The organism is Lysinibacillus sp. BS3 (assembly GCF_039614735.1).
GTDB classification, from domain to species: Bacteria; Bacillota; Bacilli; order Bacillales_A; family Planococcaceae; genus Lysinibacillus; species Lysinibacillus capsici.
On sequence record NZ_CP154860.1, the window covers coordinates 15,397 to 30,556 of the forward strand.

Here is a 15,160-nt window from a genome sequence, read left to right on the forward strand (position 1 = left end):
ATGGGCTTTTGTCTACAGTCTGGAACGACCATTGATCAATGGTCGTTTTTTACTGATGTAGCGATAAATAGTTGCAATGGCTAGCATCTTTTTGGCATGATAGTTCTTAAAAGAAAAAGGAGTATAAGTTATGTCGATAAAATTACAGCAGCTAACACAAAATGTATTATCATCTCAAGGAAAATTAGAGGCAGATTTTATACTGAGAAATGCGCAAATTGCGGATGTTTTTTCGTTAACATGGCAAAAAGCAGATATCGTCGTGAAGAATGGGATGATTGTGGCTCTAGATCGCACGAATAAGTTTCACGCTAAACAGGAAGAGGATGCGGCAGGAGGCTATGTCATTCCTGGTTTAATTGATGGTCATATACATATTGAGTCTTCTATGTTGACACCAGGGGAATTTAGTCGTGTTTTACTTCCTCATGGGATTACAACGGTGATAACTGATCCTCATGAGATCGCCAATGTCGCAGGAGCAGAAGGCATTCAATTTATGCTAGATGATGCACAAAAGGCAGATATGGATATTTTTGTGATGCTGCCATCAAGTGTGCCAGGTACACAGTTTGAAAATGCAGGCGCTACACTAACAGCTAAGGATTTGGCACCATTTCTACAACATGAACAGGTTCGTGGATTAGCGGAGGTGATGGATTTCCCAGCGGTATTAAATGGGCAAGAGGACATGCTTCAGAAAATTTTATTATCGCAGGAAGCAAATTTAGTCATTGATGGGCATTGTGCAGGCTTACAAAGCGAACAAATTACAGGCTATCGAGCTGCGGGTATTCACACAGATCATGAATGTGTAACGGCTGAGGAAGCCATTGACCGTGTAGAGCAGGGGATGTATGTGCTAATCCGAGAGGGCTCAGCCGCGAAAAACTTACGTGACTTATTGCCAGCTGTCCAGTCACATAATGCTCGTCGCTTTGGATTTTGTACAGATGATAAATATGTGGATGAGTTAATCGACGAAGGCAGCATCAATTATGATATCGCCATGGCAATAGCTGAAGGGATGCAACCATTGCAAGCAATCCAGTTAGCAACCGTTAACACCGCAGAATGCTATCGTTTATTAGATCGAGGTGTACTTGCACCAGGCTATAAGGCAGATTTTGTGTTAGTAGAGAATTTGTCAACAATGCAGGCAAAGGCCGTATGGAAAAATGGGCAGAAAGTGGCTGAAAATGGTAAAATGCTGACAAATCGTCAAGAGCCAGTTGTGCCTGCTCATATCCATCAATCTGTCCATTTACCAACCATTACAAAGGATAGGCTACAACTAGCATTCACAAAGGGTACAAAGGCGAATGTAATGGAGATTGTGCCGAATCAGCTAATTACCAATCATGTAATAATGGATGTACCTGTAAAGGATGGTTTTTTCGTCCCTTCTGTAGAACAAGATCTACTGAAACTAGCCGTCATCGAACGTCATCATCAGCTACACACGACAGGTTTAGGAATTGTTAAAGGCTTTGGCTTACAAAAAGGAGCAGTGGCTACAACAGTAGCTCATGATTCCCATAATGCCCTTGTTGTAGGAACAAATGATGAGGATATGGTCCTGGCGCTTACACGCATTCAGGAAATCCAAGGGGGCTTTGTGATTGTTGCGGATGGCCAAATTCTAGCGGAGATGCCATTAACCATTGGTGGCTTGATGACAGATGTACCAGCTCAACAGGCAAAGGAGCAGCTAGCAGGCTTGCACAGGGCATTAAAGACGCTTAATCCAACATTAGATTTCCATTTTCTACTAACGTTTTCTTTTGTGGCATTACCAGTTATTCCTGCTTTAAAGCTAACAGATACAGGATTATTTGATGTGACAACCTTCCAGCATATCTCAGTAGAAGCATAGATGAAAAAACGACCTAACTAGCTTTCATTAAGCTTTTAGGTCGTTTTCTTATATTGCTTATTTAGTGCTAGCTCTCATTCACCATCATTTACGAACTATAAACATGCTTACAAGTCATTGTAATATGGAATTAGTCGTAAAATTAAGGATTGCGTGTTGATTATTTCAACCTCTTATTTGTAAGATATTTTCGTCTAAACATCCCTACTAAAAATACATACATTAATATATAAAAGGGGGTGAGATTGACAATGAAAAATAATGATCGATTTATGAAAATAGTTAGTATTCCTACTCCTTTATATGAATCATTATTAGGTCAATATTTTGTTGGGCAAACCGAATTAATTACCTTAAAAAAAGGAAGAAATGCGTGGGGAAGCTTAAGTAATCCTAAATATTCTAATGTGGATTTGTTTGTAAATGCGTTTACCATTACTAATTATTCTAAACAACCTATTCTGGCTGAAATTTGGTTTAATGCAATACCTCCTGGGGATTCAATGATTTCTAAAAATGTAACGCCTACTAATACAGCCATTTATCCACCACCAAATCCAGACGTTAAAATTGAATTTGCTGAACTTGTTGAAGGGCACCCCTATAAAGGAGTAAATGCGTTTAAACGAATTGTTCCACCACAAAGTACTTTAGTAAGCGATGAAGATGGAAAATTTATTTTTCCATCTGGTGAATCATTTGTAATTTTTTTAGTTACACAGGACAATGAATGTATAGAGGCTGAGATAGCATTTGGGTGGTTTGAAAAAATGAAAAAATACCATTAAATAATAAGGATATTGTTAGTAGAATATAATTTATAGTGATATTAATTAGTTAGAAAAAAGAAGCTAAAGCTCTCAAATATCTATTGAGAACTTTAGCTGCTGTATTATTGACTAGTTAAAGCATTTTTTCGAATCTATCAATGGCTTTATTAAATTCATTGTGAGTTTCTGTTACAACTTTCTTCAAATCATGTGTAATATTATCGACCTTTTCCGTATCACTTTCTATAGTCATTACATTATATTCGATATTTCGAAGTGCATTATCAACATTCAGTGCTAATTTTCGTACCTCTTCTGCTACGACTTTAAATCCGAGACCTTTTTCACCAACACGTGCAGCCTCTATTGCGGCATTCAGTGCTAGGACATTTGTTTGTTTAGCGATAGTATGAATCACTTTTACAGTATCTCTAATTGCGTCAACTTCTTTAGCAAGTGATGCTACGGCTTTTATGTTTTCTTCTGAATTGGATACAACAATTTCTACTAACTCCTGAGGCATACTTTTTAGTTTAGCAATAATCTCTAAAGTATTGAATTCTCGATTTGTAATATCTGTTGAAATTTTTAATATGGAACTTACCTTATTATTGTCATTGAAAATGGGTAGGTAAGTTGCTTCAAGCCATATAGAATCGTTCATTTTACTTATTCTTTCAATTTTTCCTTCATATTTTTCTCCATTTAATAAACCTTGCCATAGGAGATGATAGTCTGGGCTTTGTATAAAATCCGGTTTACAAAACTTTTCATGACCCATCCCAATAACTTCATCCACCTGATATCCTAGAACCTCTGCAAATTTTTTATTAGCCCAAATCACTTTTCTATTCAAGTTAAACTCTACAAGGGCTAAATTTTTTTTCATTGAATCTACAATTGCATTTTCATTCATATGTTTTGTCTGAATATTCATATTTTCAAATCCTTATATTAGGTAGCTAAGCTAAATTTAATTCATACTTAATGATTATTAGATATGCAACATTACTTTTTCACTAGGTTTGTTATTGAGTTCCGTATTAAAGAGATCTATTTTAGGTAAAGGTTTCACTGCTAATTGTGCTAGACCATGCTTTTGTAGAATTCCATTAGAAGTAATACGTGCAGACTCCAAGATAATCGGTAAACCACTTCCTGGATGTGTACCACCTCCAACTAACCAGCTATTTTTTAATTCTTCAAATTTATTGTGAGGGCGGAATGTCAGCATCTGTGTAAGCTGATGACCTAGGTTAAAAGTTGCTCCTTTATATACACCTAAATTCTCTTCCCAATTTTTCGGTGAAATTATGTGTTCTTCTTCAATGTATTGCTCTAGATTTTCAATGCCAAGTTTGTCCTCAATTAACCCAATTAGCATGTTACGATAATCTTGTTCACAGGTATCCCACTCAATATGACTGAAATTATTAGGTACTGGTGCTAATACATATAGCGTTGATTTCCCTTGTGGGGCAACTGTCGGATCTGTTACAACTGCATTTTGAATGTAGATAGATGGATCATCCGACAACAATTTATGGTTAGTAATTTCTTCAACATTTTTTCGGTAATTTTTTGCAAACCAGATCGTATGATGGGGCAAATCAAATTTTTTATTGACACCTAGATAAAGCATAAAAGTAGAGCAAGAGTATTTTTTCTTCTCTAACTTTTCTTTAGTGTATTTTTTTAGAACACCAGGCTCGACTAAGTGAGTCATCGCATGACCAAAATCACTATTTATTATTACTTCATTAGATGCTATTTTTTCGCCATTATCTAAAATGACACCCTTTACCTTTCGACCATCCAACCAGAGCTTTGAAACGCCACAGTTCGTGTAGATCTCTCCACCATTTTCTCGTACAACCTTTGCCATTGCCTGTGTTAACTTATTAATGCCACCTGTAATGTGGTAAACACCATAAGCATGCTCAATAAAAGATAGAATGGAAAATGCACCAGGACTTTCCCACGGAGACATGCCTAAGTATTTTGCTTGGAAAGTAAAGGCAAGTTGTAATTCCTCTTGCTTGTAAAATCGTGAAAGCGTATCGATTAAAGATCTACCGATTTCAAGCTCACCCAATGCCTTTAAAACTTTTGGTTGTAGTAAATCTGTATAACGGTTCATGCTTGCTTGCAATACAGGTACTAACGCTTCTAATTTGTGATTAGTTTCCTTCATATATTTTTCAAAAGAGCCCTCATTGCCTGGAAATAGTTCATTTATTTGACGAATCATTTCCTCACGATCGCGAGTCATTTTAATTCGCTTATCGTGAAAATTAATTCATACATTGGATCTAGGTTTACTAGATCTATATAATTATGTATATTTTTACCTGCAAGCTCGAATATTTCTTCAATAATATAAAACATATTTAAAAATGTGGGGCCCATATCAAATTTATATTCTCCTAGCTTTATTTCACTTGTTCTACCACCAATATAGGGTTGTTTCTCGTAAACTTTGACATTAAATCCTTTAGCGCTAAGCAGCATTGCCGACGCTAAACCACCTGGACCAGCTCCTATAACAATAATCTCCTTTTTCATTGTGAAAAACCTCCGTATCTGCTATTTAGTCTTATAACACTACCTGTATTGAGTCATGATTTATAAATAGATAAAAATATTTATTTGTTGTACAAAAGTTATACAGTGATTATACAATTAGTGTACAAAAATGTGCAAACTATATATTCTTGAAATTTAAAAAATTATTTTATGGCTATTGCGTGCAAAAAAAAATCATAGACAAAAGCATGTGTAACCAATGCTTTCATCCATGATATTCTCGTTGAACTTCTCAATAAAATAGATTGTAAGAACAATGCCTTATTTAAACAGGGATAGCAGTATTAATAAACTTTTTAACTTTTGTTTATAGTACTAGTTCTAACCAAAAACGTTAAACTCCTACTAAAAATAAAGTTATTTAGAGTGAGAGTTTATAAGTTATTTATAACTTCATCAATAGTACTGGCAATAGCAATTGAATGTAAGGAATGTGTTTTTAAATACTCTTCAGAGCCAGCACCCCCCATATAAAATCGAATAGCAGGATGTTTTGCAGCGAAGTCATCTAATTGCTGAATGCTAGTAGGGTATAACTCAAATGGCCTTGTAGTCATAGCAGATAATAGAACCACCTTTGGTTTAAAATGTATGATTAAAGATTCAATTGCCCCAACAGCTGGAGAACTGCCAACAAGGAATGATCGCCAACCAGCCATCATTGCTTGCAACAATAAAATATGAAGTTGAACTTCATGATGCTCCCCTGGTAAGCATGCTCCCATTATAAGTGGTGCATCCTCTTTAGAGTGGTAATTCCTTCTTAATTGTACTAAATAATCTCTAACAATCATTGTAGTAACAGATTCTTGATACTCGGTCCATACCTGTTTTTCCCATAATCTTCCTACCTCTTGTAAGAAAGGAATAATCACATGAGATAGAAATTTTGCTAATCCTAATGAATGATTTGCTTGTTGCAGGAGTCGATTAAGTTCTACTTCATTGCAAAGTCTTCCTTCTTCCAATAAAAGATTACAGAAATGATCTACATTGTCGCTTTTGGTCAACACTGTGGGGGTAACTGCCTCTAAAACATTTTGATTGCTAAGTACAATTGTCACTGCTTGTTTTATAGAATAGCCTTGGTTCGAAAGGCTAAGTACTTTTAAATATAGCTGCACATCCTTTTCACTATAAACACGGTGTCCATTTTCTAATCTTTTGGGATGAACAAGTTGGTAGCGCTCTTCCCATTTACGTATCACTTGTTTGGAAAGTCCTGTGATTTCAGATACCTGCGTAATATTATATTGCCAATCTGTTGGTGTCATTATTTCCCTGCCTTTCTATAGCTATTAATATTCATGATTGTGAGTATTTGTGTGCCGTAGTGCTCTATCCGAAACCTTACAACTTTTCATATTATAATATAGATATTTAAAAGTTGTACAACAATTGTATAACTAGAGTGGTTGAATATTGAATAACAGGAAAATAAGGGTGGGGAAATTAATGAGACAATTTGTTGGTTTTTTCTTCCATACCATAATGAGTAGGCTATACGATTTTATAGATAAGCTAATGGCTTTAAATAATTTATTAATGTTATGTAAGCGGAGTAATTATAAGTTGGAATGGGTAATGAATATATTGAATTAGATGATGTAAATGAGAGGGGGAAAGAACATGAAATGGCTTGCACTCATAAGTTATTTCGCCATGGTTATTATTAATGGACTAGCTAGCACGGTGGGGATTAATGGGAAAAAGACAGGTGAAATTTCTAATCAGGTAGATGTATTGTTTATTCCAGCAGGCTATGTTTTTAGTATTTGGGGCTTGATTTATTTTTTATTATTCATTTGGCTTGTACAACAATTTCGATCTTCAACTACTAATCGTATAAATAGCAAGCTTGGTCTCTTTGTAATCACTGCATTTTTAAATATCGCATGGTTGTTGAGCTGGCATTATGAATTGTTTATAACGTCCATTGTTATTATGGTCGGCTTATTGGTTCATATAATTTTTCTATATGTAAGTTACCTGAAAGAGGATAATCGTTTTTCAGGGAGACTTCCGTTTTCTGTATATTTAGGGTGGATTAGTGTGGCGTTGATGGCTAATATTAGCTTTGTGCTTAAATATTATGAGTGGGATGGGTTTGGGCTCTCAGAGGAAATATGGGCACAGTTATTACTTATTCTTGCGACTGTGCTAGCTGCTTTTATACGTGTTTATAAGCAAGATGTATTTTTTCCATTAGTAATTATCTGGGCTTTTATAGGAATCGCTATCAAGAATGGAGAAGATGCAGGGAGTATTTTCTATATGCCATTTATATATAGTTTGTTCCTGGTAATTTGGATTTTCATTGGAAGGCCTAAAAGATTATAGTTAAAGTATCTATAATATTTGATAAGAAAAGAAAATTTATTTATAAAGAAACCCAAACTAATGAAGTGTTATGAGCTTCTGTGTAGTTTGGGTTTTTTGTAAAGATAGGTGACCTTTCATCCAATTCTTCTTATCCAATGATTAAAATGTATTCACTTTTTTGAATGTAGAAATAATGGAAATATAAAGGGAATAAGCTCTTTTTGTCGAATCTTCTTATGATGAAAGGAGTAATCAAGTTTTGCTTGTCACAAATTATTTTTATGATCTACCAGAAGAGACTAAAGAATCTATTTATTTATATGAATATAATCTTATATTGAGTAAAGAAGTTGAAATCATTCAATTACATCGAAAACGGTCAATTGTTTATGAAATGAAAAACAAAGGAATTATATTGAAAAAATTTTTATCTGAAGGAAAAGGGGATAACGATATATACGCATTGTTGGAGTTAAACAGTAGTCCTTATTTTCCTAAAATTTATGCATATAAAAAAAGAGAGTTTTTATTTGTAGAAAAAGTGAATGGTAAAACTTTATCACAGGTTTTAAAAGAAGGCATAACTAACAACGAATTAAAAGAAATTGTTTTGAAAATGATTGAAGCAAAAAAAGATATGATGAATGTAGACAGATACGATTTTGATTTTAAATTTGAACATATATACTGGGATACGGAAAATAGCACTTTGAAATGGATTGATTTGGGTGCGTGTGTAAAAAACCCAATAGGATATTCCGAAGAAGAAAAAAAGAAACGAATTAAATATTGCATTAACCAAGTCAAACAACAATTTGCTAAATATGGGTATAGTTTGTTGGATAATTTAGAGGGGTTATAACTAACTATTGATTTCATTTTGTATCCTAGTTTAATTGAACATATTTTTAAAAGTATGCATGCTAATTGTAATCACTTTTTTCGATTGATTTTATCGAAATAATCATCTTTATCGAATTGTAAATTCATAATAAGATATAGGTATACGGGAACAATAGTAAAAACTTCAAGGAAACGGGGATATTCTAAATGTCAATAGCAGTTATTTATGGTGGCAATCGGTCGAATGGGAATGTAGAGACTTTAACAAAATTAGCCACTCAAGGCCTAATGATTGAAGAAATTTATCTAAAGGACTGTGTTATTCAGCCAATAATCGATAAGCGTCATGCTGCGGAAGGGTTCACAGATGTCAGCGATGATTATAACGCCATCATTGACCGTATTCTTCCACATGACATTCTTATATTTTCTACGCCTATTTATTGGTATAGTATGACAGGAGCGATGAAGAACTTTATAGATCGATGGTCACAAACCTTAAGAGACCCGAATTATCCTGATTTTAAAGCATTAATGTCTTCTAAAAAAGCATATGTTATTGCAGTTGGTGGAGATGAGCCTTATATAAAGGGGTTACCAATGATTCAGCAATTTCAACATATTTTTGATTTTGTTGGGATAACCTTTGAGGGATATATTCTAGGAGAAGGAAACAAGCCAGGCGAGATCCTTCAAGATCTAAAAGCATTGTCTGCAGCTGATCATCTTAGAAAAGACTTACAATAAGTCGACCTTATTGCCTTTAGATGATATTGACTATTTTTATAGCACAATACAATGAAACGAATTTGGAGGAAAGAAGTCTCCAAATTCGTTTCTCTTTATATGATAAAAGGTTCTTTTGATGTTAGATATTTACTTGCGCTATTGGTAAATGCAACCATCTCTTTCTTTCAGCTACAAACTAGTGTATATTGAATTTTATTATCGAAAAGGGTGAATGTTTCAACAAAAACTATCGAAGAAATAGATGAAGGGGTTCAAGTGATGGATATTAAGCAGCTTCAAACGTTTTTTACAGCAGCTGAAACATTAAGCTTTACACAGACAGCCCAGCTTCTTGACTACGCTCAATCGAGTATTACAGCTCAGATAAAAACATTAGAACAAGAGTTAGGTGTTCAGCTTTTTGAGCGGCTTGGCAAGCGTATTATTCTCACAGAAGAGGGCAAGCGTCTACAGCATTATGCAAAAAAAATGCTTGAGCTAGACCGTGAAATGAAAAAAGCTATATCCAACGAGCAGGAGCAAGTCCTATTGAAGGTAGGGGCACAGGAAAGTCAGTGTGTCTATCGACTACCAAGTATTTTAAAGCAATTTCAACAAGCACACCCGCAAGTGAAAATCATTTTCAAGCCTGTGCATACAACAGCTATTGCAAAGGATTTATTACAAGCTGGTAAACTTGATATTGCATTGATAACGGACACTTATCAGGAAACAGCCATGCTCAAGCGAGAGCGATTGATTCAGGAACAGCTTGTTTTTGTGAGTGCCCCCAAAGAAATTAGTCAGCCTCTATCGGCTCAACAAATTTCAACTGAAACGATGTTGTTAACAGAAACAGGGTGCTCCTATCGTAATCATTTAGAAGCACAGCTACAGCAAGAGGGTGTCAATCCCTTACAAATGATTGAATTTGCCAGTATTGAAGCAATCAAGCAATGTGTGATGGCAGGGTTAGGTATTACATTTTTACCTAAAATGGTTGTAGAGAAGGAGCTGGAAAGTGGGCAATTAATGGAAGTACCGTCCACAATTGATTTAGCGCCAATTTATACAGATATTGCATGGCATAAAGATAAGCATATGCATCCCTGTCTCGAAGATTTTATTGCCATCGCCAAACATAGCTATGAAGCTTTTAAGGATGAAAAAAGAGCCTGAATGATTCAGACTCTGTTACAAATTATTGCTGCTTGAGGGTACCCGAAAAATTGGTCCCTTCATTACGTTCAGCACGACAATCAATCTCAGACACCTTTAGGGCATTATTAGATAAACGTTCAAACTCGACAACACAACGATTGCCATGCGAGGATGTATTCATAAGGGCTTTCGTATTGCTTGTAATTGTGGCTGTGCCATTTACACTACCTGAAGCGGAGCCATCATTCGCCGTTAAAGCAATAGAAAAGCTCTTGTTTGTGGCATTGGAGATTATAGCATCACGGCGGTTAAACTCATTTGTACCCTTACCCCATTTATAGTAATAAGTATACACACCTTCCCATGCGCTTTTACTAGGAGTAGCCTGCTGTAATGATTTGTCGAGCTGATTTTGAGCATTTTTTGCCCTATTATTTAAGGATACGTTGTTGGCATTCTCATGAATTGCTTGTGCATCCGCTGAAATTTCATAATAATTTCGTTCGTCCATACGATAGAGCATCGTGACAACTTGCGCACGGGTCATGTTGCTTGTCACGCCATAAAACTTTTGTAAATTACGCTCTTCATACTGTGGATTTAGCCCAGAAGAAATATAGGTATCAAGTAAAAATTGAATAGATTGATCTAAGCCCTTCTTACCGCTAGCTAAATGAGCAATAGCCTGTGCCACTACACCACGCTTCACAGTAGCCGCTCGGATTCGGTTGTCGAAATAGCCATTTAAAGGCACCCCATAGCTTGCGAGCTGGTTATAGAAATCATCCGACCAGTTTGCCGAAGGCGTTTGCTTTTTTAATTCGTCGATGGGCGTTTCGAGCTCATAAAAATTGGCTAATAATTTTGCTAATTGCTGTTCAGTAATGGTAGCATTCGGTTTAAATGTACCGTCTGTAAAGCCATTAACAATATCATATTCTTCTGCCCATAAAATAGCTTCATATGCATAATGATCCTTTGATACGTCTCGAAAGCCAGCAGCTTGTACATTGCCTGCACTAGCTATAATCAGAATAGAAAATAATAATGTACCTATTAATTTTTTCATTTGTTGTCTTCATCCTTTCTTGCTCGCTTTAGTAATAGTTTGCAGGAAATGGATAAAAACTGCAAATTTTTCTAGTGAAAAAATAATCGCTGCCCTTAGTCGGGGAGCGATTATTTTAAACGTCGTTATTGGGCTGTGTAGCCACCATCTACTGTTAATGTGTTCCCTGTCATAAACGTTGAATCGTCACATGCCATAAATAAAACAGCTTTCGCCATTTCCTCTGGTTGTCCTAGTCGTTGCATAGGTGTGATCTGACGTAATGGCTCCTTACTTTCTTCTGGGATAATTGGTGTATCAATAAAGCCTGGACATAGGGCATTGACACGAATCCCTCGCGTAGCAAATTCCAATGCTAATGAACGTGTTAAATTAATCACGCCTCCTTTTGCTGCATTATAAGCAGCTGATCCTGGCGAGCCAACCCAGCCATACATCGAAGCTGTATTAACGATTGTACCACCATTCGCTTTTAGCATTTCTTTGATGGCAGCCTGCGCCATTAAAAATACACCATCTAAGTCTACATTTACAGTTTGACGCCATTCCGCATAAGGAAGCTCCTCAGTTGGCGTAACACGACCAATCCCTGCATTATTAAAAAGGACATCGACTTTGCCAAATGCCTCAATAGTTGTTTGATAAATAGCTGCTACTTCCTGTTCATCCGTTACGTTTGCTTTGATAAACATGGCTTTTGCTCCTGTTGCCTGTAGTTCAGCTGCAAATGCTTGGCCTTTTTCCTCGTTTAGGTCCACAAGCACCACTTTTGCTCCCTCTGCTACAAATAATTGGGCTGTTGCAGCACCGATACCAGAAGCACCACCTGTAATAATTGCGACTTTATCTTGTAATTTCCCCATACATGACACTCCCTTAAACAAACTTTTTTCTTGCACACTGTGTAAATCACGGTGTACTTTTATTGTAAAACGCCTGAAAACGGAAACAATCATTAATGTCGTAGTAAATATCTAACTAGTAGACATATGTGCCTGAAATGTCTAAAAGGGGGAAGTAAAATTGCCAAAATGGACACAAAGACAAGAAAGAACCCGCCATCATTTTTATGAAGCGTTTGTCGATTTAATGAAACAACATGGTTTTCAAGCCATTACAGTGAAGGATATTGTAGAACGAGCGGGCTATAACCGTAGTACCTTTTATGTGCATTTTCAAGATAAATTTGAACTAGCAGAGAATTTGCTAGAACAAATGCTGAATGGTCTGGAAGTGGCAGTAGGTGAACCCTACCTATATGGAGAAAAGGTATACACGACAAAATTGAAAGCACCATCCTTTAATATTATTCATTACATTTATAAGCACCGTTTGTTTTTCGAGCTGCTGAATGTGGAAGATACGATTCCTGGGTTGCACACCCGAATGCCCTTAACGATCACAAAAATTTATCAAGAGCAATTTAAATTTGAGACGATCAATCAGCAGCCTGTCAACATGAACATGTTCAAACATTATACTTCCTACGGCTTTTATGGATTGATGATGCAATGGATTGCAAGCGGCTATGAAAAATCAGAAGAAGCTTTAATCAAGGATATTATTGAATTAACAAAAACACATATTTATGCATTTGAATTTATAGGAAAGTCGCTGGAAAAAGAAAGATGAAAGTATATTAACATAAATCTATGTATTTTTATAAAAAATCTCTAATGTCTGCATTAGGGATTTTTTTGTTTGGGCTAAACTAATTTTTTTATAAGAAAAAAATTTTTTTAAAGAAATTTTCATAAAGTAGTTGAATTTTCTTTGTATTAAGCATATATTTTTCCTAAGGGAAACAAAATATCTCCAAAGAAAGAAGAGTGCGTGAATGAAAGATTTAGGTGATTTCAAGCTGACGATTCTTCCAATGGCCATTTTAATTATTTTAGCAATCGTATGGAAACTGACCGATTCAGTAGGCGCAGGTATGATGTTAATCCTTTTCTGGATGAGCTGGCGCCAGCTTATCAGGAAAATGAATATAAATTAAGGTATTGTGTGGAAAAAGTTGGGATATTAGTTGTATACGACTAGGGCGGGCATGACAAACGATTTACGGCTTGTCCGCCGATTGGTTACTTCGTAGTTTAGGCACTTTTTTCTAACAATTGCTTAAAAAAGAGAAAGTTGAGGTAGGAAAATGAAACAATGGTTAGGTGTGGTGATATTATCACTCTCATTTCTATTATTTGGCTGTTCAGCAGAAACAGAGGGTGAAAAAGAAGGCATTGTGGTTGCAACCACAGGACAAATTGCAGATGCGATTAAAGAAATCAGTGGTGATCATTTACAGGTATCAGCATTGATGGGTCCAGGCGTAGATCCCCATCTCTACAAGGCGACTCAAAGTGATTTATCGAAATTGGATAAAGCAGAAGTCATTTTTTATAATGGCTTACATTTAGAAGGACAAATGCTCGATATCTTTGAACAAATGGCGAAGGATAAAACGGTCTTGGCAGTGGGCGAGACATTAGATGAAAAGCAACTGCTTGCCAGTGATACGGATGCCATGCTCCATGATCCACATATTTGGTTTGATGTTGAGCTTTGGAAAGGTGTTGTCAAGGCAATCAGTACGCAGCTTCAGGAAGAATACCCTGAATTTAAAGAAGATTTTCAAACAAATGAAGCAGCTTACTTGAAAAAGCTGGATGATTTACAAAGCTACGCAGAAAAACGTGTGAATGAAATACCACAGCAACAAAGAATATTAGTAACGGCTCATGATGCATTCAATTACTTTGGCAGAAGTCAGGGATTTGAAGTACGTGGCTTGCAAGGGCTGAGTACGGATTCAGAGTATGGTGTGAAGGATGTTCAGGAGATGGTTGATTTCTTAGTAGAAAATAAGATTAAGGCTCTTTTTATAGAATCCAGTGTGTCCGATAAGGCAATGAAAGCTGTTATTGAAGGGGCTAAGGAGAAAGGTCACGACATTGTCATCGGTGGGGAATTATTCTCAGATGCTATGGGAGCTGAAGGAACAACAGAAGGTACGTATATAGGTATGTATCAACATAACATCGACACGATCGTCGATGCATTAAAGTAGGTGAAGAATATGTATGCATTAACAGTGGAAAATCTATCCGTGGCGTATGATAAAAAAACAGTATTAGAAAATGCCTGTGTAACAGTGCCTACAGGTCATCTAGCTGCCATTATTGGCCCAAATGGTGCAGGGAAATCCACATTTTTAAAGGCCATTTTAAATCAGCTTCCTAATAAAGTGGGAAAGGTAGAAATTTTAGGGAAGGTGTTTGAGCCAAAGAGTTTAGTCGTAGGCTATGTGCCTCAGCGTAATGCGGTGGATTGGGATTTCCCAACAAATGCGTTGGATGTGGTGCTCATGGGGCGTTATGGCCATACAGGCTTATTTAAAAGACCGTCTAAGCAGGATAAAATTGTTGCTCGACAAGCTTTAGCAAGTGTTGGGATGCAGGATTTTGCAGAGCGTTCCATCGGGCAGCTTTCAGGAGGCCAGCAACAACGTGTATTCCTAGCTAGAGCCCTTGCACAAAATGCAGATATATATTTTTTAGATGAACCATTTGCAGGAGTAGATGCTGCGACAGAAAAAACGATTATTGATATTTTAAAGGATTTAAAGGCACAGGGAAAAAGTATTTTTGTTGTGCATCACGATCTTCAAACCGTCAAAGAATACTTTGACTATACGATTCTATTAAACAAAACGATTTTAGCATCAGGCGCAACGGAAGATGTTTTTACACCAGAGCAATTACAAAAAACATATGGTGGTAAACTTTTCATGATGCAGCATGTGTAAGG

14 protein-coding genes and 1 pseudogene are annotated in these 15,160 nt (G+C 36.2%); 10 read left to right on the plus strand and 5 right to left on the minus strand.

Translation table 11 applies throughout. The features are described 5' to 3' along the window. The first annotated feature begins 130 nt into the window (after positions 1-130). Together ade and AAJG31_RS00095 are read left to right on the plus strand one after the other, a co-directional pair. On the plus strand, positions 131-1,876 hold the full coding sequence (ade, locus tag AAJG31_RS00090) for an adenine deaminase (RefSeq protein WP_279495307.1): 1,746 nt from the start codon (positions 131-133) through the stop codon (positions 1,874-1,876). Positions 1,877-2,127: 251 nt separating this feature from the next. Next, a complete protein-coding gene (locus AAJG31_RS00095; RefSeq protein ID WP_004230683.1) occupies positions 2,128-2,664 on the plus strand; it encodes a DUF6143 family protein in 537 nt (178 codons plus the stop codon). Positions 2,665-2,779: 115 nt separating this feature from the next. Here the strand turns inward: AAJG31_RS00095 and AAJG31_RS00100 are convergent, their stop codons facing one another. The 3 genes and pseudogenes from AAJG31_RS00100 to AAJG31_RS00110 all read right to left on the minus strand — a co-directional run bounded on the left by AAJG31_RS00100 (position 2,780) and on the right by AAJG31_RS00110 (position 6,506). Further along, a complete protein-coding gene (locus tag AAJG31_RS00100; RefSeq protein WP_269898259.1) occupies positions 2,780-3,583 on the minus strand; it encodes a methyl-accepting chemotaxis protein in 804 nt (267 codons plus the stop codon). A gap of 57 nt (positions 3,584-3,640) precedes the next feature. Further along, positions 3,641-5,211 (minus strand): annotated as a pseudogene (gene crtI, locus AAJG31_RS00105) (phytoene desaturase family protein). 395 nt (positions 5,212-5,606) lie between these two features. Beyond that, positions 5,607-6,506, minus strand: coding sequence for a MerR family transcriptional regulator (locus AAJG31_RS00110; RefSeq protein WP_279495305.1), 900 nt, complete (start codon positions 6,504-6,506; stop codon positions 5,607-5,609). Between the two features lie 355 nt (positions 6,507-6,861). Between AAJG31_RS00110 and AAJG31_RS00115 the strand changes: the two genes are divergently transcribed. The 4 genes from AAJG31_RS00115 to AAJG31_RS00130 all read left to right on the plus strand — a co-directional run bounded on the left by AAJG31_RS00115 (position 6,862) and on the right by AAJG31_RS00130 (position 10,305). Next, positions 6,862-7,572 (plus strand): TspO/MBR family protein, encoded by a 711-nt coding sequence (locus AAJG31_RS00115; protein WP_269898261.1) that lies wholly within the window; start codon positions 6,862-6,864, stop codon positions 7,570-7,572. 241 nt (positions 7,573-7,813) lie between these two features. Continuing rightward, complete coding sequence (locus AAJG31_RS00120) at positions 7,814-8,416, plus strand: hypothetical protein (protein ID WP_259950780.1); 603 nt, start codon at positions 7,814-7,816, stop codon at positions 8,414-8,416. Positions 8,417-8,604: 188 nt separating this feature from the next. After that, positions 8,605-9,144, plus strand: a complete 540-nt coding sequence (locus tag AAJG31_RS00125; RefSeq protein WP_279495303.1) for a flavodoxin family protein — start codon at positions 8,605-8,607, stop codon at positions 9,142-9,144. A gap of 261 nt (positions 9,145-9,405) precedes the next feature. Further along, positions 9,406-10,305 carry a LysR family transcriptional regulator gene (locus tag AAJG31_RS00130; protein ID WP_279495302.1) on the plus strand — a complete coding sequence of 300 codons (900 nt, stop codon included), beginning with the start codon at positions 9,406-9,408 and terminating at the stop codon, positions 10,303-10,305. A 22-nt stretch (positions 10,306-10,327) separates the two neighbouring features. On the opposite strand, the gene AAJG31_RS00135 is transcribed toward AAJG31_RS00130, so the two are convergent. Next, on the minus strand, positions 10,328-11,356 hold the full coding sequence (locus AAJG31_RS00135) for an S-layer homology domain-containing protein (RefSeq protein ID WP_279495300.1): 1,029 nt from the start codon (positions 11,354-11,356) through the stop codon (positions 10,328-10,330). A gap of 125 nt (positions 11,357-11,481) precedes the next feature. Next, the gene (locus tag AAJG31_RS00140; protein ID WP_054550450.1) at positions 11,482-12,219 is read right to left on the minus strand and encodes an SDR family NAD(P)-dependent oxidoreductase; all 738 of its coding nucleotides are present in this window, start codon (positions 12,217-12,219) and stop codon (positions 11,482-11,484) included. Positions 12,220-12,379: 160 nt separating this feature from the next. Here AAJG31_RS00140 and AAJG31_RS00145 point away from each other — a divergent pair, with 160 nt between their 5' ends. The 4 genes from AAJG31_RS00145 (at position 12,380) to AAJG31_RS00160 (ending at position 15,158) form a co-directional block, all read left to right on the plus strand. Further along, positions 12,380-12,988: a TetR/AcrR family transcriptional regulator gene (locus AAJG31_RS00145; protein WP_279495298.1), complete on the plus strand. Its 609-nt coding sequence runs from the start codon at positions 12,380-12,382 to the stop codon at positions 12,986-12,988. A 205-nt stretch (positions 12,989-13,193) separates the two neighbouring features. After that, positions 13,194-13,355: a hypothetical protein gene (locus AAJG31_RS00150; RefSeq protein WP_004230657.1), complete on the plus strand. Its 162-nt coding sequence runs from the start codon at positions 13,194-13,196 to the stop codon at positions 13,353-13,355. Positions 13,356-13,505: 150 nt separating this feature from the next. Beyond that, a complete protein-coding gene (locus tag AAJG31_RS00155) occupies positions 13,506-14,420 on the plus strand; it encodes a zinc ABC transporter substrate-binding protein (protein WP_103118344.1) in 915 nt (304 codons plus the stop codon). 9 nt (positions 14,421-14,429) lie between these two features. Next, positions 14,430-15,158, plus strand: coding sequence for a metal ABC transporter ATP-binding protein (locus tag AAJG31_RS00160; protein WP_048392425.1), 729 nt, complete (start codon positions 14,430-14,432; stop codon positions 15,156-15,158). The last annotated feature ends 2 nt before the right edge of the window (positions 15,159-15,160 follow it).